This window comes from Paraburkholderia sp. UYCP14C, from assembly GCF_004197395.1.
GTDB lineage: Bacteria > Pseudomonadota > Gammaproteobacteria > Burkholderiales > Burkholderiaceae > Paraburkholderia.
This window is the reverse complement of sequence record NZ_SELS01000001.1, coordinates 241855-261053: the sequence shown is the minus strand read 5'-3', so window position 1 is coordinate 261053 and position 19199 is coordinate 241855. Positions and strand designations below refer to the sequence as shown.

The following is a 19199-nucleotide window of genomic DNA, read 5'->3' as shown; positions in this document are numbered from 1 at the left end:
GGAGGCGGAATCGTGACGAGCGCAAACGCCACCGAAATGCCGCCGACCAGCACGCCGATCAGATTCATCACACCAGACCCGACGACCGCCGGCGCCGGTTCGAGCGAGTTCATATAGCGCGCCCGAAACCGTAAATTTTTCCTGAATGCCCGCCGGTCGCGACAGACAGCGGGCAGCGCCGCCCGGCCTCACCGCCCTCCTACGTGATCTCGTATCCGCCTTCGTCGGCCAGCGCACGCGAGGCCAAGCGCGGTTCGCGCCGTGCATGGTAAATTCCAGCGTCGGCAAGACAACTCCAAGAACGTTCGGGTGACCTGAACATCTCCGTCCGGTCCACCCGCCACTGGCGATACAAGGTAGATCGATGATCGACGTGAGTCAGCGTATTGTCTGGCGGCGCCTCTACGTTGCGCTGTGCGGCTGTGTCGCGCTGGCCGGCTGCATGGTCGGCCCCGACTATCACGCGCCGCCCGCGCCGGCCACCGACACCTTCACCGCCACGCCACTGCCCGACCAGACTGCCTCCGCGCCCGGCCCCGCCGGCCTGCCGCAGCGTTTCGCACCGGCCCAGGACATTCCCGCCGCGTGGTGGACGCTCTTTCATTGCGAGCCGCTCGACGCACTGATCCGCGAGGCCATCGGCAATAGTCCGAACATGGCCGCGGCCCAGGCCGCGTTGCGCCAGGCCCGCGAGAATTACACCGCGCAGGCGGGCGGCACCCTGCTGCCGAGCGTCGACGCGCAACTGGGCGCCACGCGCGAAAAGCTGAACGGCATCTCGTTCGGCGAGCCCGGCCTCGTCGAGGAATTGACTCTCTACAACGCGTCGGTCAACGTCTCGTACAAGCTCGACGTGTTCGGCGGCGCGCGGCGCGAACTCGAAGCGCTGCATGCGCAGATCGACTATCAGCGCTTCCAGCTGCAGGCCGCCTGGCTCGCGATCTCGGCCAATATCGTGACCGCGGCGGTCAAGGAAGCGTCGGTGCGCGCGCAGATCGACGCGACCGAGCGGATCGCCACCGAGGAACAGCAGCAGCTGAACCTGCTCGACCAGCAATTCTCGCTCGGCGGCGTGAGCCGCGCGGCGGTGCTCGCGCAGGAAACGCTGCTCGCGCAGACCCGCGCGACGCTGCCGCCGCTCGCCCAGCAGCTCGATCAGGCGCGCCATCAGCTTGCGGTGCTCGCCGGCAAGCTGCCCAGCGACACCGGCGTGCCCGAGTTCACGCTCGACATGTTCTCGCTGCCCGACACGCTGCCCGTGAGCCTGCCGTCGTCGCTGGTGCGCCAGCGCCCCGACATCCTCGCCGCCGACGCCACGCTGCATCAGGCGAGCGCGCAGGTCGGCGTCGCGACCGCGGCGATGTATCCGCAAATCACGCTGTCCGCGAGCTACGGCGCGGAGGGGTTAGGGCCGGCAGACGTCCTCAAGGCGGGCAGCACGATCTGGAGCATCGGCGCGGGCTTGCTGCAACCGGTCTTTCACGGTGGCCAGCTGAGCGCGCAGAAGCGCGCGGCCGAAGCCGCCTACGAGCAGGCCGGCGCGCAATACCGCGAGACGGTGCTGCTCGCGTTCCAGAACGTCGCCGACACGCTGCGCGCGCTCGAACACGACGCGACCGGACTCAAGGCGCAAACCGACGCATCGCGCGCCGCGAGCGATTCGCTCGAACTGACGCGTGGCCAGTATCGCGTCGGCGGCGTCAGCTACATCGCGCTGCTCGACGCGCAACGCCAGTATCAGCAAACGGTCGTGAGTCTCGCGCAGGCGCAGGCAGCGCGCTACGCCGATACGGCGGCGCTGTTCCAGGCGCTCGGCGGCGGCTGGTGGAATGCCGCGGCGCCCGAGTCGGCGGCCGCACCGGCGGCCGCGTCGGCGACCGTATCGAACTCGTCGTCAGCAACCACAGCAACCGCCGCAACGCCACATTGACCGTGCCCTGACGCAACCCTCAGCCCTCGCCCCAAGCCGAGCAAGGACATCACGATGGCCGAAAGAAAACCGATGACGAAGCGGATGGTGATCATGTTGATCTGCGTCGGCCTGCTGCTCGCCGCGCTGGTCGGCTTCAACCTGTTCCGCGCGCACATGTTCGCGAAGTTCATGGCGGGCAACACCGCGCCGCCCGCGACCGTATCGGCGGTGGTGGTCCGCTATCAGTCGTGGCAGCCGCAGCTCACGGCGGTCGGCAGCCTGCGCGCGGTGCGCGGCGTCGACGTGACGACGGAAGTCGCCGGACTCGTGCGCGAGGTCGCGTTCGTGTCGGGGCAGGAAGCGAAAGCCGGGCAGATCCTCGTCAGACTGAACGCCGACGGCGACGTCGCGCTGCTGCAATCGCTGCAGGCCGCGGCCGAACTCGCGCGGACGGTCTACGAGCGCGACCGCGCGCAGTACGACATCAAGGCGATCGCCAAGGCTCAACTCGACGCCGACGCGGCCGACCTCAAGGGCAAGAAGGCCCAGGTCGCGGCACAGCAGGCGCTCGTCGACAAGAAGACGATTCGCGCGCCGTTCGCGGGACGCCTCGGCATCACGACGATCAATCCGGGGCAATACCTGAATCCCGGCGATGCGATCGTCACGCTGCAGGCCATCGATCCGATCTACGCTGACTTCTCGGTGCCGCAACAGCAGCTCGGCCAGCTCGCGATCGGCGCAACCGTCAGCGTCGATACCAACGCGTACAGCGGACGAGCCTTCACCGGCAAGATCCAGTCGATGAGCCCGAAAGTCGACAGCGCGACGCGCAACGTGCAGATCGAAGCGAGCGTCGACAATCACGAGCGCAAGCTGCTGCCCGGCATGTATGCGAACGTGAAGATCGACTCGGGCGCCGAGGAGCGCCACTTGACGCTGCCGCAAACGGCGATCACGTACAACCCGTACGGCGCGACCGTGTTCGTCGTGAAGCCGGGCACGCAGCCCAACGCGCAGGGCAAGACGCTGCCCGTCGCGCAGCAGGTGTTCGTGACGCCGGGGCCGACGCGCGGCGACCAGGTGGCGATTCTGAAGGGTGTCGACGACGGTACGCAGGTCGTGACGAGCGGCCAGATCAAGCTGAAGAACGGCACGCCGCTGATCATCGACAACCGCGTCCAGCCGTCGGACAGTCCGAATCCGACGCCGCAGGAACAATAAGCGAGGCCGCCCGATCATGTTCACGGACATCTTCATCCGCCGGCCGGTACTCGCTTCGGTCGTGAGCCTGCTGATCCTCGTGCTCGGGGTGCGTGCGCTCGCGGTGCTGAAAGTCAGCCAGTATCCGCAGACCGAGAACGCGGTCGTCACGATCACGACGGCCTACTACGGCGCGAACTCCGACACCATCGCCGGCTTCATCACGCAGCCGCTCGAAGCGGCGATCGCGCAGGCGCAGGGCATCGACTACATGTCGTCGACGAGCATCACGGGCGTGTCGACGATCATCGCGACGCTGCGTCTGAACTACGACGCGAACCGCGCGCTGACCGAGATCAACACGCAGATCGGCTCGGTGCGCAACCAGTTGCCGCCGCAGGCGCAGCAGCCGGTGCTGACGGTGCAGACCGGGCAGACTACCGATGCGATGTACATGGGTTTCTACAGCAGCGTGCTGCCGAGCAACAACGTCACCGACTACCTGTTGCGCGTGGTCAAGCCGAAGCTCGATTCGATCCAGGGCGTGCAGACCGCCGAAGTGCTCGGCGGCCGGCAGTTCGCGATGCGCGCGTGGCTCGACTCGGCGCGGCTCGCCGCGCACGGCGTGAGCGCGAGCGACGTGTACACCGCGCTCGGCAACAACAACTACCTGGCGACGCTCGGCACGACGAAGGGGCAGATGGTCAGCGTCGACCTGGAAGCGGGCACGGACCTGCATACCGTCGACGATTTCAAGCAGCTCGTCGTCAAGCAGAAGAACGGCTCGATCGTGCGTCTCGAGGATGTCGCGAACGTCGTGCTCGGCGCCGACAGCTACGACTTCAACGTCGCGTTCAGCGGCAAGCGCTCGGTGTTCATCGGTATCAAGGTCGCGCCCGACGCGAACATTCTCGACGTGGCCAAGCGCGTGAAAACTGTGTTCCCCGATCTGCAGAAGCAGTTCCCGACCGGCATGACGGGCGACATCGTTTATGACGCGACCGACTTCGTGAACACCGCGATCAGGGAAGTGATCAAGACGCTCGTCGAAGCGCTCGTGATCGTCACGATCGTGATCTTCCTGTTTCTCGGCAGCTTCCGCGCGGTGATCGTGCCGCTGATCGCGATGCCGCTGTCGCTGATCGGCACGTTCTTCGTGATGCAGGCGCTCGGCTATTCGATCAATCTGCTGACGCTGCTCGCGCTCGTGCTCGCGATCGGGCTCGTCGTGGACGACGCGATCATCGTCGTCGAGAACGTCGATCGGCACATGAAGCACGAAGGCAAGACGCCGTTCGACGCCGCGCTGATCGCCGCGCGCGAACTCGGCGGCCCGATCCTCGCGATGACCGTCGTGCTGATCGCCGTGTACGCGCCGATCGGCTTCCAGGGCGGGCTGACGGGCGCGCTGTTCACCGAATTCGCGTTCACGCTCGCGGGCGCGGTGACGGTGTCGGGCGTGATCGCACTCACGTTGTCGCCGATGATGTGCTCGCGCTTCTTTCGCACCGAGCAGGAGTCGGGGCGTTTCGCGCGTTTCGTCGACCGCCAGTTCGAGCGCGTGCATCGCGGCTACGGCCGCCTGCTGCATGCGACGCTCGATACCTGGCCGGTGTTCGTGATCATGGGCGCGCTGCTGCTGTGCGGCACCGTGTATCTGTTCATGACCTCGCAGTCGGAACTCGCGCCGCAGGAAGACCAGGGCGTCGTGCTGTCGCAGATCATCGGACCGCCGAACGCGACGATCCAGCAGATGCAGACCTACGCGGACCAGGTGTTCGACGCGTCGAAGTCGCTGCCCGAATACTCGCAGATGTTCCAGCTGACGGGCTCGCCCACCATCAACCAGGGCATCGGCGGTGTGCTGTTCAAGACCTGGGATCAGCGCGGCAAGAACGCGACCGTGCTGCAGCAGGAGTTGCAGCAGAAGTGGAATCAGATCGCCGGCGCGCGCGTCGCGGCGTTCCAGTTTCCGCCGCTGCCGGGCTCGCAGGGCTTGCCGGTGCAGTTCGTGATCAGCACGACCGAGCCGTTCGAAAACCTCAACGAGGTGTCGCAAGCGGTGCTCGAAAAAGCGCGCGAGAGCGGCATGTTCTTCTTCGTCGACAGCGACCTGAAGATCGACAAGCCGGAAGCGGTGCTCGTCGTCGACCGCGACAAGGTGGCCTCGCTCGGGCTGTCGCAAAGCGACGTCGGACAGGCGCTCGGTTCGGCGCTGGGCGGCGGCTACGTCAACTACTTCTCGATTGCGGGACGCTCGTACAAGGTGATTCCGCAGGTGCTGCAGACCGACCGGCTCAATCCGTCGCAGGTGCTCGACTACTATCTGCGCACACCGGACGGCAGTGTGATTCCCGCCTCGACGGTCGCGCATCTGCGGCACAGCGTCGTGCCCGAATCGATCAATCACTTCCAGCAGTTGAACTCGGCGACGATCTCCGGCGTGATCGTGCCGGGCGTGTCGCAAGGCCAGGTGCTCGATTTTCTGCGCAAAGCCACCGCGCAGGTCGCGCCGGCCGGCTATTCGGCCGATTACTCGGGAGAGTCCCGCCAGTTCGTGCAGGAGTCGGGCGGCTTCGTCATCACGCTGCTGCTCGCGACGATCATCGTGTTCCTCGCACTCGCTGCGCAATTCGAGAGCTTCCGCGATCCGATCGTGATCCTGATCTCGGTGCCGATGGCGCTGTTCGGCGCGCTGATCTTCATCAACATCGGCCTGACCACGCTGAACATCTACACCCAGGTCGGCCTCGTCACGCTGATGGGGCTCGTCAGCAAGCACGGCATTCTGATCGTGCAGTTCGCCAACGAATTGCAGCGCGCGGGCCGCACCAAGCGCGAAGCGGTCGAGGAAGCCGCCGGCGTGCGGCTGCGCCCGATCCTGATGACGACCGCGGCGATGGTGCTCGGCGTGCTGCCGCTCGTGATCGCGTCGGGCGCGGGCGCGGCGGGCCGCAACGCGATGGGGCTCGTGATCTTCACGGGGATGTCGATCGGCACGCTGTTCACGTTGTTCGTGGTGCCGGCGATGTACATGTTTCTGGCTGCGGATCACCAGCGGCATGCGCAGGCGCCGAAGGCCGGCGAAGCGGGTCAGGCGGGTTAGGCCTGGGTGTTTGCGTACCCGGCGCGCGGGTTGTCCGAAATTCGAAAGCCGTTGTCCTGATGCCTTTTCGCGCGTCACCTAGACTACGGTGCATTCGCATTCGCCGCGCAGCGCGGCGCAAGACCAACCGGAGCCACGCACGATGAACGCGATCCAGTTCAAGACTTTTGGCAGCCCTGAAGTGCTCGAATACGTCGATCTGCCGACGCCGCAAGCCGACGCGGAACATGCGCTCGTGCGGGTCATGGCGGCCTCGGTCAATCCGAGCGACGTGAAGAACGTGTCCGGCCATTTCGAGCACACGGTGCTGCCGCGCATACCCGGGCGCGACTTCAGCGGCGTGGTGGTGGACGGCCCGGCCGGGTGGCTGAACGCCGAGGTGTGGGGCACCGGCGGCGACATCGGCTTCACGCGCGACGGCACGCACGCCGAATACATCCGGATTCCGGTCGCGGCACTGTCGCGCAAGCCTGCCGGCTTGAGCCACGCCGAGGCGGCGGCGATCGGCGTGAACTTCGTGGTCGCGTGGCTCGGCACCGTCGAATACGCAAAGTTGCAGGCCGGTGAGACCCTCGCCGTGCTTGGCGGGGGCGGCGGTGTCGGCGGCGCGGTCGTGCAGATCGCGAAAGCACGCGGCGCGCGCGTGATCGCCGTCGACCGCCGGCCGCTCGATCCGGCCTCACCCGCCGGCCGCCTGATGGACGCCTACGTGCCGCTCGACGAACACGCGGCCGAACGCGTGCGCGAACTCACCGGCGGCGCGGGCGCGGAAGTCGTCTACGACTCGGTCGGCGGCGTCGCGTTCGAGACCGCGCTGAGCCTTGCGAAGCGGCGCGGCCGCGTGCTCGAAATCAGCGCGACCGGCAAGCGCCGCGTCGAGTTCGATCTGATCGACTTCTATCACAACGAGACGCAACTGCTCGGCGTCGACAGCGCGAAGCTCGGCGTCGCGGAATCGGCGCCGCTGATGACGGCGCTCGTCCAGGGCTTCGACGACGGCAAGCTGAGCGGCCCGGCGATCGCGCAGGAATTCCCGCTCGCCCGCGCGCGCGAAGCCTACGAGGCGGTCGCCGCCGGCACGCGCGGGCGCGTCGTGATTCGCATGCAATAACCGTCCCTCTGTCACACAGGAATCCGCAACACGAAAGCGTATGTTCTGTCGCTCGGTGCCGGCGTGCTGGTCGGGGTGATCTACAACGTGATGGCCGTGAGGTCGCCGCGCCGCCGACGGTTGCGCTCGTCGGCCTGCTCGGCATGGTCGGCGGCGAGCATCTGATTCCGTTCGTGCGCACCTGGCTTTCATCGACACTGCACTGAAGCCGCGGCCTCAGGCCGCCCGCGACACGCTAAGATTGAGGCCGCCGGGTGCCCGCGCCGCCCGGCGAGAACGATAAAAGCATTGCCTCGGAGAATCTGATGTCTGAAGAATATGAAGTGCATGGTCCGCACGACCATGCCGTCGAACACGCCGGCCAAGCCGGGCATCACGACGCCGATCCGTTCGCGAGCCGCATGGCCGTGATGACCGCGATCCTCGCGACGATCGGCGCGCTGTGCGCGTACCAGAGCGGCAACGCCGAAAACCTCGCGCTGTTCTACAAGAACGAAGCGGCGATCAAGAAGACCGAAGCGTCGAACCAGTGGAGCTACTACCAGGCGAAGGGCGAGAAGGAAAACCTCGCCGAACTCGGCGCGGCGCTGTCGGCGCCCAATAGCGACGCGCACGCGAAGTTCGTCGCCGACGTCGAGAAATACAAGCAGCAGAAAGAGCCGATCCGCGCGAACGCCGAAGCCATCGAGAAACAGGTCGTCGCCGCCGACACGCGCAGCGAAGGGCTGCTGCACGGCCATCATCGCTGGGCTCAGGCGACGTTGCTGATTCAGGTCGCGATTGCGCTGTGCGCGATCACGCTGCTCACCCGCAAGAACTGGCTGCGCAATCTGTCGTACTGCATCGCGGGAGCCGGCGTCCTGACCGCGGGCGCGGCATTTTTCGGGCTATGAGCGCGATGTATCGGATGTCTTCTTTCAGCCAGAGCGTTGCAGCAGGGAGTGTGTCGTGATCGATGGGTCCGCCGTGGTCGGCGTGTTTTCCGTGTATATCGCGGGCGTGGTGAGTCCGGGGCCGAACTTCGTCGCGGTCGCGCACAAGGCCGCTTCGGCGACGCGCATCGAAGCGCTCGCGATGGTCGCGGGCATCGTGCTCGTCAATCTGTTCTGGGCGAGCTGCGCGATTCTCGGCGTCGGCATCGTATTCGCCGCGTTCCCGTGGCTCGCGCTGGTGGTCAGGATCGTCGGCGCGTGTTATCTGCTGTGGTTCGGCGGGCGGCTGATCTTCAATTCGTCGGCGGCAAGGCAAGCGGTGCTCGTCAAGGCACCGGCGGGTGGCTTCCGGCAAGCGTTCGCGCAGGGCTTCGCGACCAACATCGCGAACCCGAAGTCGATGGCGTTCTTCGCCGCGGTGTTCTCATCAGCGGCGCCCGCGCATGTGAGCACCGGCACGTTTGCCGCGATGCTCGGCATGGTGTTCGTCGTTGCGAGCAGCTGGTATGGGTTCGTCGCGCTCGCGTTGTCGCATGAGCGGATCGCGTCGGCGTATCGGCGCGGCAAGATGTGGGTCGATCGTGTGTGCGGCGGTTTGATCGTTGCATTGGGGCTGCGCCAGCTGATTCGGTGAGGCGGTACTGACGTACGCGCGGATCTCAATGCGCGAGCCCGCGCGCACGCTCCAGCAACAGCTCGCGCTCGCGCGTATTGCGCGTCATGGCCGCGGCGCGCTCGAACTCCGCGCGCGCTTCGTCGACGCGTCCCAGCTTGACCAGCAGATCACCGCGCACGCTCGGCAGCCAGTGATAATTCGCGAGCGCCGAACCGGCGGCGAGCGCATCGACGATCTCGAGTCCGGCCGCCGGCCCGAACGCCATCCCTACCGCAACCGCGCGATTCAACTCGACCACCGGCGACGGCGCGACCTGCGCCAACGCATCGTAGAGCGCGACGATCTGCACCCAGTCGGTGTCCTCGGCGCGGCGCGCCCGCGCATGACAGGCGGCGAGTGCCGCCTGCAACGCATACGGCCCGCTCGCGCCGCCGAGCGCATGCGCGCTGTCCAACGCGGCGAGGCCACGGCGGATCAGCAGCAGGTCCCAGCGGCTGCGGTCCTGTTCGAGCAGCAACACCGGACGCCCCTGCGGGTCGGTGCGCGCGTGGGTGCGCGACGCCTGAATCTCCATCAGCGCGACGAGACCGTGGACTTCGCTTTCGTCGGCTACGAGTCCGCTCAACACGCGCCCGAGCCGCAGCGCTTCCTCGCATAGCGCCGGGCGCATCCAGTCGTCGCCGGCGGTGGCCGAATAGCCTTCGTTGAAAATCAGGTAGATCACCTGCAGCACCGACGCGAGCCGCGCCGCGCGGGCGTCCGCCTGCGGCACCTCGAACGGCACGCGCGCCGCCGACAGCGTGCGCTTCGCGCGCACGATCCGCTGCGCGATGGTCGGCTCGGGCACCAGAAACGCGCGGGCGATTTCGTCGGTGGTGAGGCCGCCGAGCAGACGCAGCGTCAGCGCGACGCGCGCATCGGTCGACAGCACCGGGTGGCACGCGGTGAAGATGAGCCGCAGCAGATCGTCGCCGATGTCGTCGGCGCGCGCGGCATCGAGCGCATCGACGAAATCGGGCACCACGTGCGCTTCGATCGCGTCGAGATCGTGGCCGAGCTCCTCACGCTTGCGCGCATGCAGCGCTTCCTGGCGCAGGCGGTCGAGCGCGCGGTTTTTCGCGGCCGTCATCAGCCAGGCTCCGGGGTTGTCGGGCACGCCCGCGTCCGGCCAATGCTCGAGCGCGGCCACCAGCGCGTCCTGCGCGAGTTCCTCGGCGAGCCCCACGTCGCGCACGATCCGCGCGACGTGAGCGATGACCTTCGCGGATTCGATCCGCCAGACAGCGTCGATCGCACGATGGGTGGCCTGTATCGTCACGGCGCTAGCCTTCACCTGCTGCCGACGGTTGCGCATTCAGGACCATGAAATCAGCCTCGATCTTCTTCAAGCTTGCGAAAGCGCTCGACTTCCGGCCCCGGCTCGAAGTCGTCGAGTTCGAACAGCTGCCGCACCTCGATTTCGCCATCGGCATGCTCGCCGAACGGCGCCGGGAAACGCCGCGCCCATTCCATCGCCTCGTCGCGCGAGCGCACCTGGATCAACGTGTAGCCCGCGATCAGCTCCTTGGTTTCCGTGAACGGCCCGTCCACGACGCTCCGCTTGCCGCCGCTATAGCGCACGCGCCAGCCTTTCGAGCTCGGCTGCAAGCCCGTCGCGTCGAGCAGCACGCCGGCCTTCGCGAGTTCTTCGTGGTACGCGCCCATCGCGGCGATCAGCGACGGCTCGGGCATCTCGCCGGCTTCGCTCGCGGCCGTGGCCTTGACGATGATCATGAATCGCATGTCGTTGCTCCCTGTTGTTAGGGTTTCGTCGTGAGTGGATTCGTGTGAATCGCTCGAGGGCGCCACGCCGGCTCGCCCCTTACTCGCACGACGCGCGATGCACGGCCGGATCGACACGCACGGCGGTCCCGGCCTCCCAGGGAAAACACCGAAGCAGATGAGGTGGGAGTCGCGTGGCTAGATGAAGCACGGTCCAATCTTGCGCACCTCGACCGTGCACCACGCCGCCGCCGGGCAGGTCTGCGCGATCGCCACGGCCTCTTCGCGGCTGTCGCAGTTCAGCAGAAAGAAGCCGCCGATCATCTCCTTCGCCTCGGCGAACGGCCCATCGACGAGCTTCGACTGGCCATTGCGGACCTGCACCCGCACGGCGTCCTTCTGCGACGTCAGCGACTCGACCGCGAGCAGCTTGCCGCGCTCCTTCAGATTCCCGGCGAAACGCACCATCTGGTCGTAGAGGTCGCGGCCCGCGGGTTCGCCGCGCTCCTCGCGTTGCTCCGTGGGTTCGACGATCAGCAGCATGTAGGACATGGCGTCTCCGATAGGGCTCGGTTGTCTGCGCGGGTCGGCATCGCACCGACGCCGGCGGCGCCTGGCTTCGACGGCAGGCAGATGACAGATGGCATTCAGGTAGCAAGCACGCGCAGTCTAGCAAGCGGGAAAGACAGCGGCAAACGCGCCCAGCTGGGGGTACGGGGGCTGCTCGCGTGTTCTGCGGGCACACGCGGATCGGCGCGCGCAATCCTCTACGGACACTCGTAAGCGGCCGCGCCGGGCGTATCGAGCGCGCCGTTCGCGACACGTCGGTGTCGCTTTCAAGTATTCTCCGGAATCCATTCACGTCCGCGCTGAAACGGCCGTTTCAGCCGTTCGACGAACGCATCATTCAAATTATTCGAGCAGCGGGGAAATTCATGCATCGACCGATCGTGCGCAGCGGCATCGCAGCCGCCGGCGCCTGCATCCTCTTTCAACTCGGCGGGTGCGGCAACGGCGGCGATTCCGGCTCGGGCTCGTCCAGCACGTCGCCGGCAACTACGACGTCGGTGAGCGGCACCGTCGCGGCCGGCAGCGCGCTCGTCGGCGCGAACGTCACGCTGATCGACGCGACCGGTGCGCAAGCCACCGCGACGACCAATACGCAAGGCGCATACAGCATCTCGGTGAAGGGCATGACCTTGCCGTTCTTCATCATCGCGAGCGACGCGGGCGGCCTTTCCGCACCGCTGTCGTCCGTGATCGCGAGGCTGCCCACCGGCACCGCGCCCGCCGTGGTCAACGTGACCACACTCACCACCGCGCTCGCCGCGATGCTGACCACCTCGGGCAATCCGATCGAACTCGCTTCGAGCGGCACGCTCGCCAAGCTGACGCTGCAGTCGGTCCAGCTGGCAACCATCACGCTCGACACGATCCTCGCGAACCTGCTCAAGCAGAACGGGCTTCAGACGGCCGGCTTCGATCCGGTCGGCACTGCGTTCACGCCGAATCACACGGGCGCCGATGCGGTGATCGACTCGGTATCGGTCCCCACGGCAGCCAACGGGGGCCGCATGCTGGTATCGAACGCGGCGCCGGGCACGACCATCGCACTGAACAACAAGACCGCTCAGGGCGTCGTGCTGGCCGCACCACAGGTCGCCGCGAACTATCTGGAGCCGCTCGCGTCGCTGCTCACCGCATGCGCGGCGAACGGCACGCTGAACAACACATCGTGCTCGCCCGCGATCGACGCCGGATTCAAGGAAAGCGGCTCGACCGATCTCGCGACCGCACACGGCCTGACCGAATCGGCGATGACCGGCGCGGTGTTCGGTTCGCCGAAGACGCTCGCGTTTTTCACGCGCAACGGCAAGCAGCTCGCACTCGTGGAACTGCCGTTCACGCTCGCGAGCGGCACGCCGGGTCTGCTATACAGCATCGCGCAGCCGCTCGCGACGCCGGTCATGCTAGCCAACGGCACGCAACTCGGCTGGAATCTGATCGGCGATCAGTCGTCGTTCGCGGTGGCGATCATGTCGAACATTCAACGCCGCACCTTCCTCGATACGCGACTGAACGACGTGAACCGCTATGAGTCCGGGCTCGATATCACGATCCCGACCGCGTCGAACCCGAGCGTGTATTCGGCGTCGGTGACAGGGCCGGGTCTTGCCGCGCCCGTGTGGCTGATGCCGCGCATCTCAGCGGGCAGCCACTCGCTCGGTCTGGCCGATAGCGCATTGAGCGCGCCGCCGGTGACGCCCGCGACGACGGCCAGCAACACTTCGCAGTATCGCTGGTCGTGGCAGTCGCTATCGTCGACGGCGAATTTCACGCCGCCCGCCTCGACGGGCTCTTACGCCGCGCAATCGCTCGACGCGAGCAGCGTGCCGCTCTATTCGACCTACACGGTTACGTTTTACGACATGAACGGCGCGCAGCTCGGCCAGTCGTCGGTCATCAACCCCGGCAGTCCGCTCAATGCGGTGGCGGGCAGTTCGATCCCGTGGCCGACGCTGATGATGAACGACGCAACCACGCAGTTCCTGACGCCCGGCACGGCGCTCGCCGATGTGCAGTACGCGCTGAGCGTCACGTGGTCGAGTCTCGGGAACGTCGGCTTGAGTCTCGCGTATCCGGTCACGTCGACGGGGATCGCGGCCACCGCGCAAATTTCGGCGGGTGTCGAGCAGGTGAACGGGTTCGCGGTGGGTCCCGCCAACAACACGACGGTCGGGCAATATCAGGCGACGGTAAATGCGGGCGTCAATTCGGCTGGCGTGCAAGCCTGCACGAACTGCCCGTTCCCCGCATTGACGACGGGCGGCTCACGGCTCATTCAGCTGGGCGGCGGACGCAACGGGACCGTGTACCTCGATATCACGCAGTACAACGACTAGCGTTTGCTGTGCGCGCTTTCTTTCGAAATGCGCGCCGCCAGATGCGAAAAACGCCCCCACCGGGGCGCTTCTTTGCGTGCCGCTCAAACCGCCGCCTCGGCCAGCGCCCGCAGCTGCGCGGAGCGCATCAAACCTTCGATCATTTTCGCTTCCGCGCTCGCCAGCTCGCTCAGCGACGCCGCCGCCAACTGCCCGTCGAAAATCGCTAGCGCCGTGCAAAGACTTGCGTAGTCGTCGTCTTCGAGCGACCAGCGGCCGGTGTCGCGCTCGCGCACGTCGAGTCGCACCATCGCCGCATGCGCGCTTTCGATGTCGGCACGCACGTCGTCGCCCAGCCCCACGCGCGCAAGTTCTTGCGACACCAGCAAATGCCGGCTCAGCGTCGTGTGCAGAATCCGCGCGCCGCGGCCGCGGCGCAATGCATCGAGCGCGCCGTAGGCCTGCAACAACATGGTCTGCGTGACCGGCGCGTGCGCGGTGCGGCTCTGGGTCAGGGAACGCAACAACGGTGACATGGCCGTGCGGCCGGGCTTGCGAACTCGCGATTTGTTGGGCATCGATTCAATCTCCTTCTTGCGGCAGCGCGCCCGGACTTCGGCACGCGACGGCGGCAATCGCCGCGTTCAATCGTCCGACGCATTTCGCGCCCGACAGTTCACGCTATGCGATGCGTCCGTTCTTCGAACCTATCGAAGAACGCAATGCCCGCATATCGGTTCGAACCCGCCAGAAACAAGAAGCCCGCTTCGTTGCGACGAAAAAAAACCCTGTTCCGCGAGGAACAGGGCTGACAGGATGGAACAGTCGGGAGGCGCGTGGATGCCCTACCAACCTATAACCACCTAACCTGCAAAGCTTTTTGCTTACGTCTACTGCACCGGCAAATTCTACCGCTCGACAGCAACCTTCAAACTGTCGATTCAAACCACCACTTCAATTGCGACTGCATGTGGGCCGGTCCTCGTTACTTGCTACACCTGGCCGCTACCCCTGTTGCTTCGCGCTCGTGCTCGATGCATTGCGCGGTTGTATTGCGTCAACTGCCGACTGCCGACTGCCAGCTACTCACTACAAATTGCGAACTGCGAACTGCAGACTACTCATCAACGGTACGGTTCAAATCCGACACGAGGGGAAGATCGCATCGATGGAGTTCGGTGATTCGTCGCTCCATGGAAAAGAGTGTAGTCGCGCACGCGCGAAGGCAATTGCGCGAAGCGAGGCGCTTTGGCGGGCTAATTTGGCGAATCGATGTAACAGCCGGTTTTCGCCGGATATGGCAGGAATGGAAAGGCTCGATGTGACAGCAGCGATCGCACCGAAACGGTGCCGCAAAAGCATGAAGGACAACCGCGAAGTGCGAAGCCGGCCGCGTTCAGAATGAGCGAGGTCAGTGCCGTCGCGCCGGCGTCATCGCGTGCGCAGCGTCGAGCGATGACGCGCGCCGCGCCACGCGGTCACCCGGGAGTGGCGAAATCGTCGATCGTCAGCAAGACCTTCTCACCGGGACGCGCGAGTATTTTCCGTTCGGCGATCGCGGTGATACGTTTGCGTCCATCCGCGAACGTCTTCAGAACGCGCGCCTCGCCCGCGCCGCGTTGCAGCCAGAAGTGCTGTTCGAGCGCCTCGCGCGTGACCGCGCATTCAAGGTCTCGTCCCCGCGACGAAAGCTGGAAAATCACCGCCAGCCCATCTGCCGAGACGCTGGGTACCGCCTCGATCATCGTCATACCCCACCTCGCAACATTGATTACGACGCTCGCCCTATGACGCGAACGTCCCCGGAAAATCGTCTGACGCTCGCACCGGCGGCCACGCGCGGCGCGTCGGGCGACACGTGCGGCGGACGTGCCGTCGCGCATGTGTCACGCCAATCGTAGGTGGCCTCGTTTTGTCTGTTCGTACGGTGGTACGCATAGCGCGAGCGCGATGAGCCGACGACCGCGCCAGCGAAGCGCGAAGCAAGCTTTAGCAAAGCGCATGCCACACAACGCGCAAGGCGACGGCTAGCCGATCGGGCAGCGACGAAGCCGTGCGCATCGGCGGCAACATAGCCGCGTGGTAAAAAAGCGCAGCCCGCGCGACAATCGACGACAATTCTTACTCGCGCTTCGCACGATCCTCGCGTGCCCGATCACGCGCAACGACCTTGCCGACATGTCCGTCCAACTGCCTGCCCAACGATCCGGGTTGACCTTGCGCCCCGCGCAAGCCGCCGACGAAGCCTTCCTGCTCGAACTGCGCAAGACGACGATGACCGAACACCTGGCGCGCGCCGGCGAGCCGATCGACGACGACGCCCATCGCGCGCGCCTGCTGCATCGCTACGACGCGGCCCAGGTGATCTGCATCGATGGCGCGCCCGCGGGTCTGCTGAAGGCGCATCGCAACGAAGACGAATGGTTCGTCGTACAGGTGCAAATCGCGCCGGCGCTGCAGGGACGCGGCATCGGCGAGCAGGTGCTACGCACGATCCTGCGCGCCGCGGCGGCCGAAGCGCTGCCGGTCAGCTTGCAGGTGCTCAAGGGCAATCCCGCGAAACGGCTGTACGATCGTCTTGGCTTCGAGATCGTCGGCGAGGATCAGACACAGTTTCACATGCGCGTTGCAGCGCGCGCGTCGGCGGAAAGCGAAGCAGAACGAATGTCGGATAAAGACTGATACGGAACGAGCCTGGCAATGAACTCTGATACGACCTTTCGCGATGCTTCAGCGATTCAAAGCTGGCACGCGCACATCTATTTCGACGCGGCGAGCCGCGACGCCGCCTGGGCGTTTCGCGAGCAGATCGACGCGCATTGGAGCGACCAACTGCAGATCGGGCGCTTTCACGAACGGCCGGTCGGCCCGCATCCGATGTGGTCGTATCAGCTGGCGTTCGCGCACGCGCAGTTCGCCGACGTGGTCGGCTGGCTCACGCTCAATCACGGCGCGCTCGATGTCTTTCTGCATCCGAATACCGGCGACGCGCTGCGCGATCATCGCGACGCCGCCGTGTGGATCGGGCACTCGCACGAGCTCGTGCTGAAGGCGCTGTTGTAGCAGCCGCGAAAGGTGCGGCGGCGTGCTCACATATTCGTGTACGCGCTGCACCAGCCGCGCGAGGCGACCTGTTTGTCGCCGAACAGCGTGCAGCCGCCGTACGCGTCCGACGCCTTGCCCTGGAACAGCGAGCAGTTCGCGCACGACTGCCCGGCCGCGAAACTCGGGAAGCGGGCCTTGTCGACCTTCGACGCATCTTCGGTATAGCCGACCTTCTGTGCCTGCGGATCGCTCTCGCTCAACGCATTGGGAACGGTCGCGGCAAAGGCGACGCGGGACAGCGCGAGCGACGAGCCGACGCCCGCGCTGACCAGCAGGAAATGGCGGCGCGATACTTTCATTTTGGTTTGCCTCTGGGTGGGGACGGAGGTCTGCGTTCAATCGAGAAAGCGCGTGAAGCGCTCGACGGCTTCGCGCTCGGTGCGCAGCGTATTGACCGGCGCGTTGGGGTCGGCGAAGCCGAGCGACATGCCGCACACGAACTGCTCGTTCTCGGGCAAGCCGAGATGTTCGGCGATCAGCCGGTGAAACTTCGTGAACGCCGCCTGCGGACAGGTGTCGAGGCCGCGTCCGCGCGCGGCCGTCATGATCGCCTGCAGGAACATGCCGTAGTCGAGCCAGCTGCCGCGCTCGAGGCTGCGATCGATCGTGAACAGCAGGCCGACGGGCGCGTCGAAGAAACGGAAATTGCGCAAGCGCTGCTCGTGCATGCGCGCCTTGTCGCCCTTCTCGATGCCGAGCAGGCCATACATGTCCCAGCCGACCTTGCGGCGCCGGTCGATGAACGGCGACTGCCACTGGCGCGGATAGTACGCGTACTCTTCCTGGTACAGCTCGTCGCGCTGCGGATCGTCGTAGGCCGCGAGCAGATCGCGCGACAGACGCGCGAGCGATTCGCCCGTCAGCACATACACCTTCCATGGCTGCGTGTTGGTGCCCGACGGCGCGCGGCTGGCGGCTTCGAGAATGGCTTCGATGTCGGCGCGCTGCACTGGTGTCGGCAGAAAGGCGCGCACCGAGCGCCGCGTGGTCAGCGCGGTGTCGACGGGGTTCGCGGAAGAGGTCATCGGCGGATGGCGGCAGAGCCAGCAAAGTGGATCTGCGACGATTCTAGCGCTTACCGCTGGAAGCTTGCCTGCGAGCGCGCAAGCTTCGCTCGAAGCGTTGCGTCGCGCCCTTACATCGTCCCCAACACCACCGCCGCCGCAATCGACCCCGCCACGAGCACGAGCCCCACCGTCTTGCGCTTGTTCAACTCGGTCCACAACAGCACGCCTGTCAGCGACAACAGGATCAGACTGCCGGCAAGCGTGTCGATCAGCAGCACCCAACCGACGCTCAAGCCCACGCCCTTGTGCATGTTCGTCAGCATCGCGAGAAAGGTGTTGGCGCTGCGCTTGACCGTCACGGTGCTATTGCCGACCCAGTATTCGGCCGAGGTGTTTTCTTTCGGCGACGCGAAATTCAGCTGCCAGTGCTCGGGCTGCACGACGCTGCGATCGCCCCATGCCACCGGATGCTCGGGTTCCTTCTGCACGCGCCCCGGAGTGCCGGCGATCTTCAGCTCCTGCTTGAGCCACTTCGCGAGCTCGCGCGGCGTTTCCGGTGCCGGTTGCGGCAGCGGCACCTGCATCACCGACACCTGCGGCTCGCCGGTCGACACGCGCAGCGGCCCGCCGCGATGGTTCAGAAAGAACCCCGTGGTGCCGAACAGCAGGCCGAGCGCCGCGCCCCACAGGCCAACCCAGCCGTGCACCTTGCGCAGCCACTTGATGAAGGTCGCGCGACGCGAGCGCTGCTGGCGCGATTTCAGCTCATCGCCATCGAGCCGCGGCGGCGTGTGTACGTCTTGTTCGCCGGCCACGGGCGGTTGAATGTCGAGGGTGTCCGATACGCTCACGTATCACTCCAGGTACGCAGCAGATTGTGATAACAACCGACGAGGCTGCGTCGCGCGGCCTCGTCGGCATGGGTGGCATTGAGCCGTTGAATCGCGGTGTCCATGTCGAACAGCAGCGCGCGATGCGTGTCGCTGCGCACGAGGCTTTGGACCCAGAAGAAGCTCGCCACGCGCGCGCCGCGCGTGACCGGCGTCACCTGATGCAGACTCGTCGCCGGATAGACGATCATGTCGCCGGCCGGCAGCTTCACCTGCTGCACGCCGTAGGTGTCTTCGATCACGAGTTCGCCGCCGTCGTATTCGTCGGGCGCGCTCAGAAACAGCGTGATCGACACGTCGGTGCGCAGCTTCACGCCGTTCGGCAACACGCGCACCGCACCATCGACGTGGCTACCGAACTGCATGCCGCCTTCGTAGCGGTTGAAGAGCGGCGGATAGACCTGGTTGGGCAGTACCGCGCTGATGAACAGCGGGTTGCGCTCGATCGTCGCGAGAATCACGTCGCCGAGTTCGCGCGCGACTGCCGAGTGCTCGGCGATCTGCTGATTGCGCTTGACCGGCGCACCCTGATAGCCCGCGGTCGCGCGACCATCGACCCACGCGTCGCCGGCTTGATCGAGCCGCTCGCGCACGAAGCGCAATTGCTCGGCGTCGAGTACCTTCGGAATGTGCAGCAGCATAGTGTGTCCTTCGAGTCGGCTTGCCGTTTGCAA

At 66.0% G+C, this 19199-nt stretch carries 18 protein-coding genes and 1 pseudogene; 10 read left to right on the top strand and 9 right to left on the bottom strand.

From position 1 onward, the window contains the following. Positions 1-364: 364 nt before the first annotated feature. From EVC45_RS01180 to EVC45_RS01150, 7 genes and pseudogenes are all read left to right on the top strand, one after another. Positions 365-1930, top strand: coding sequence for an efflux transporter outer membrane subunit (locus tag EVC45_RS01180; RefSeq protein ID WP_129956213.1), 1566 nt, complete (start codon positions 365-367; stop codon positions 1928-1930). 54 nt (positions 1931-1984) lie between these two features. Further along, positions 1985-3136: an efflux RND transporter periplasmic adaptor subunit gene (locus EVC45_RS01175; RefSeq protein WP_129956212.1), complete on the top strand. Its 1152-nt coding sequence runs from the start codon at positions 1985-1987 to the stop codon at positions 3134-3136. 16 nt (positions 3137-3152) lie between these two features. Continuing rightward, a complete protein-coding gene (locus EVC45_RS01170; RefSeq protein ID WP_306770728.1) occupies positions 3153-6221 on the top strand; it encodes an efflux RND transporter permease subunit in 3069 nt (1022 codons plus the stop codon). A 142-nt stretch (positions 6222-6363) separates the two neighbouring features. Further along, positions 6364-7332 carry a zinc-binding alcohol dehydrogenase family protein gene (locus EVC45_RS01165; protein ID WP_129956210.1) on the top strand — a complete coding sequence of 323 codons (969 nt, stop codon included), beginning with the start codon at positions 6364-6366 and terminating at the stop codon, positions 7330-7332. 21 nt (positions 7333-7353) lie between these two features. Next, a pseudogene (locus EVC45_RS01160) lies at positions 7354-7538 on the top strand (DUF1427 family protein). Positions 7539-7637: 99 nt separating this feature from the next. Beyond that, positions 7638-8225 (top strand): DUF4337 domain-containing protein, encoded by a 588-nt coding sequence (locus tag EVC45_RS01155; RefSeq protein ID WP_129956209.1) that lies wholly within the window; start codon positions 7638-7640, stop codon positions 8223-8225. 55 nt (positions 8226-8280) lie between these two features. Then, positions 8281-8898, top strand: coding sequence for a LysE family translocator (locus tag EVC45_RS01150; RefSeq protein WP_129956208.1), 618 nt, complete (start codon positions 8281-8283; stop codon positions 8896-8898). 25 nt (positions 8899-8923) lie between these two features. Here the strand turns inward: EVC45_RS01150 and EVC45_RS01145 are convergent, their stop codons facing one another. The 3 genes from EVC45_RS01145 to EVC45_RS01135 all read right to left on the bottom strand — a co-directional run bounded on the left by EVC45_RS01145 (position 8924) and on the right by EVC45_RS01135 (position 11193). Next, the gene (locus EVC45_RS01145) at positions 8924-10198 is read right to left on the bottom strand and encodes an RNA polymerase sigma factor (RefSeq protein WP_129956207.1); all 1275 of its coding nucleotides are present in this window, start codon (positions 10196-10198) and stop codon (positions 8924-8926) included. 50 nt (positions 10199-10248) lie between these two features. Further along, a complete protein-coding gene (locus EVC45_RS01140) occupies positions 10249-10662 on the bottom strand; it encodes a YciI family protein (RefSeq protein ID WP_129956206.1) in 414 nt (137 codons plus the stop codon). A gap of 177 nt (positions 10663-10839) precedes the next feature. Continuing rightward, on the bottom strand, positions 10840-11193 hold the full coding sequence (locus EVC45_RS01135) for a YciI family protein (protein WP_129956205.1): 354 nt from the start codon (positions 11191-11193) through the stop codon (positions 10840-10842). Positions 11194-11576: 383 nt separating this feature from the next. Between EVC45_RS01135 and EVC45_RS01130 the strand changes: the two genes are divergently transcribed. Next, positions 11577-13544 (top strand): hypothetical protein, encoded by a 1968-nt coding sequence (locus tag EVC45_RS01130; RefSeq protein ID WP_129956204.1) that lies wholly within the window; start codon positions 11577-11579, stop codon positions 13542-13544. Positions 13545-13627: 83 nt separating this feature from the next. Here the strand turns inward: EVC45_RS01130 and EVC45_RS01125 are convergent, their stop codons facing one another. Both EVC45_RS01125 and EVC45_RS01120 read right to left on the bottom strand, forming a co-directional pair. Then, positions 13628-14101, bottom strand: a complete 474-nt coding sequence (locus EVC45_RS01125; protein ID WP_129956203.1) for a hypothetical protein — start codon at positions 14099-14101, stop codon at positions 13628-13630. A gap of 900 nt (positions 14102-15001) precedes the next feature. Then, positions 15002-15274, bottom strand: a complete 273-nt coding sequence (locus tag EVC45_RS01120) for a DUF1488 domain-containing protein (protein ID WP_129956202.1) — start codon at positions 15272-15274, stop codon at positions 15002-15004. A gap of 427 nt (positions 15275-15701) precedes the next feature. On the opposite strand from EVC45_RS01120, the gene EVC45_RS01115 reads away from it, so the two are divergent. Together EVC45_RS01115 and EVC45_RS01110 are read left to right on the top strand one after the other, a co-directional pair. Further along, positions 15702-16205 carry a GNAT family N-acetyltransferase gene (locus tag EVC45_RS01115; RefSeq protein ID WP_129956201.1) on the top strand — a complete coding sequence of 168 codons (504 nt, stop codon included), beginning with the start codon at positions 15702-15704 and terminating at the stop codon, positions 16203-16205. Between the two features lie 18 nt (positions 16206-16223). Beyond that, positions 16224-16586: a DOPA 4,5-dioxygenase family protein gene (locus tag EVC45_RS01110; protein WP_129956200.1), complete on the top strand. Its 363-nt coding sequence runs from the start codon at positions 16224-16226 to the stop codon at positions 16584-16586. A gap of 26 nt (positions 16587-16612) precedes the next feature. On the opposite strand, the gene EVC45_RS01105 is transcribed toward EVC45_RS01110, so the two are convergent. The 4 genes from EVC45_RS01105 to EVC45_RS01090 form a co-directional block, all read right to left on the bottom strand. Next, positions 16613-16927 (bottom strand): high-potential iron-sulfur protein, encoded by a 315-nt coding sequence (locus EVC45_RS01105; RefSeq protein WP_129956199.1) that lies wholly within the window; start codon positions 16925-16927, stop codon positions 16613-16615. Between the two features lie 36 nt (positions 16928-16963). Beyond that, positions 16964-17653, bottom strand: coding sequence for a nitroreductase (locus EVC45_RS01100; protein ID WP_129956198.1), 690 nt, complete (start codon positions 17651-17653; stop codon positions 16964-16966). Between the two features lie 110 nt (positions 17654-17763). Beyond that, a complete protein-coding gene (locus tag EVC45_RS01095) occupies positions 17764-18486 on the bottom strand; it encodes a PepSY-associated TM helix domain-containing protein (protein ID WP_129956197.1) in 723 nt (240 codons plus the stop codon). Continuing rightward, positions 18483-19166: a Fe2+-dependent dioxygenase gene (locus EVC45_RS01090; RefSeq protein WP_129956196.1), complete on the bottom strand. Its 684-nt coding sequence runs from the start codon at positions 19164-19166 to the stop codon at positions 18483-18485. Before EVC45_RS01090 ends, EVC45_RS01095 begins: the two co-directional genes overlap by 4 nt. Positions 19167-19199: the final 33 nt, after the last annotated feature.

Coding starts and splice junctions, on each gene's coding strand:
- EVC45_RS01180 (WP_129956213.1), top strand. CDS start 365: ATGATCGACGTGAGTCAGCGTATTGTCTGGCGGCGCCTCTACGTTGCG.
- EVC45_RS01165 (WP_129956210.1), top strand. CDS start 6,364: ATGAACGCGATCCAGTTCAAGACTTTTGGCAGCCCTGAAGTGCTCGAA.
- EVC45_RS01115 (WP_129956201.1), top strand. CDS start 15,702: ATGTCCGTCCAACTGCCTGCCCAACGATCCGGGTTGACCTTGCGCCCC.
- EVC45_RS01105 (WP_129956199.1), bottom strand. CDS start 16,927: ATGAAAGTATCGCGCCGCCATTTCCTGCTGGTCAGCGCGGGCGTCGGC.
- EVC45_RS01135 (WP_129956205.1), bottom strand. CDS start 11,193: ATGTCCTACATGCTGCTGATCGTCGAACCCACGGAGCAACGCGAGGAG.
- EVC45_RS01125 (WP_129956203.1), bottom strand. CDS start 14,101: ATGCCCAACAAATCGCGAGTTCGCAAGCCCGGCCGCACGGCCATGTCA.
- EVC45_RS01170 (WP_306770728.1), top strand. CDS start 3,153: ATGTTCACGGACATCTTCATCCGCCGGCCGGTACTCGCTTCGGTCGTG.
- EVC45_RS01100 (WP_129956198.1), bottom strand. CDS start 17,653: ATGACCTCTTCCGCGAACCCCGTCGACACCGCGCTGACCACGCGGCGC.
- EVC45_RS01110 (WP_129956200.1), top strand. CDS start 16,224: ATGAACTCTGATACGACCTTTCGCGATGCTTCAGCGATTCAAAGCTGG.
- EVC45_RS01175 (WP_129956212.1), top strand. CDS start 1,985: ATGGCCGAAAGAAAACCGATGACGAAGCGGATGGTGATCATGTTGATC.
- EVC45_RS01120 (WP_129956202.1), bottom strand. CDS start 15,274: ATGACGATGATCGAGGCGGTACCCAGCGTCTCGGCAGATGGGCTGGCG.
- EVC45_RS01090 (WP_129956196.1), bottom strand. CDS start 19,166: ATGCTGCTGCACATTCCGAAGGTACTCGACGCCGAGCAATTGCGCTTC.
- EVC45_RS01155 (WP_129956209.1), top strand. CDS start 7,638: ATGTCTGAAGAATATGAAGTGCATGGTCCGCACGACCATGCCGTCGAA.
- EVC45_RS01130 (WP_129956204.1), top strand. CDS start 11,577: ATGCATCGACCGATCGTGCGCAGCGGCATCGCAGCCGCCGGCGCCTGC.
- EVC45_RS01140 (WP_129956206.1), bottom strand. CDS start 10,662: ATGCGATTCATGATCATCGTCAAGGCCACGGCCGCGAGCGAAGCCGGC.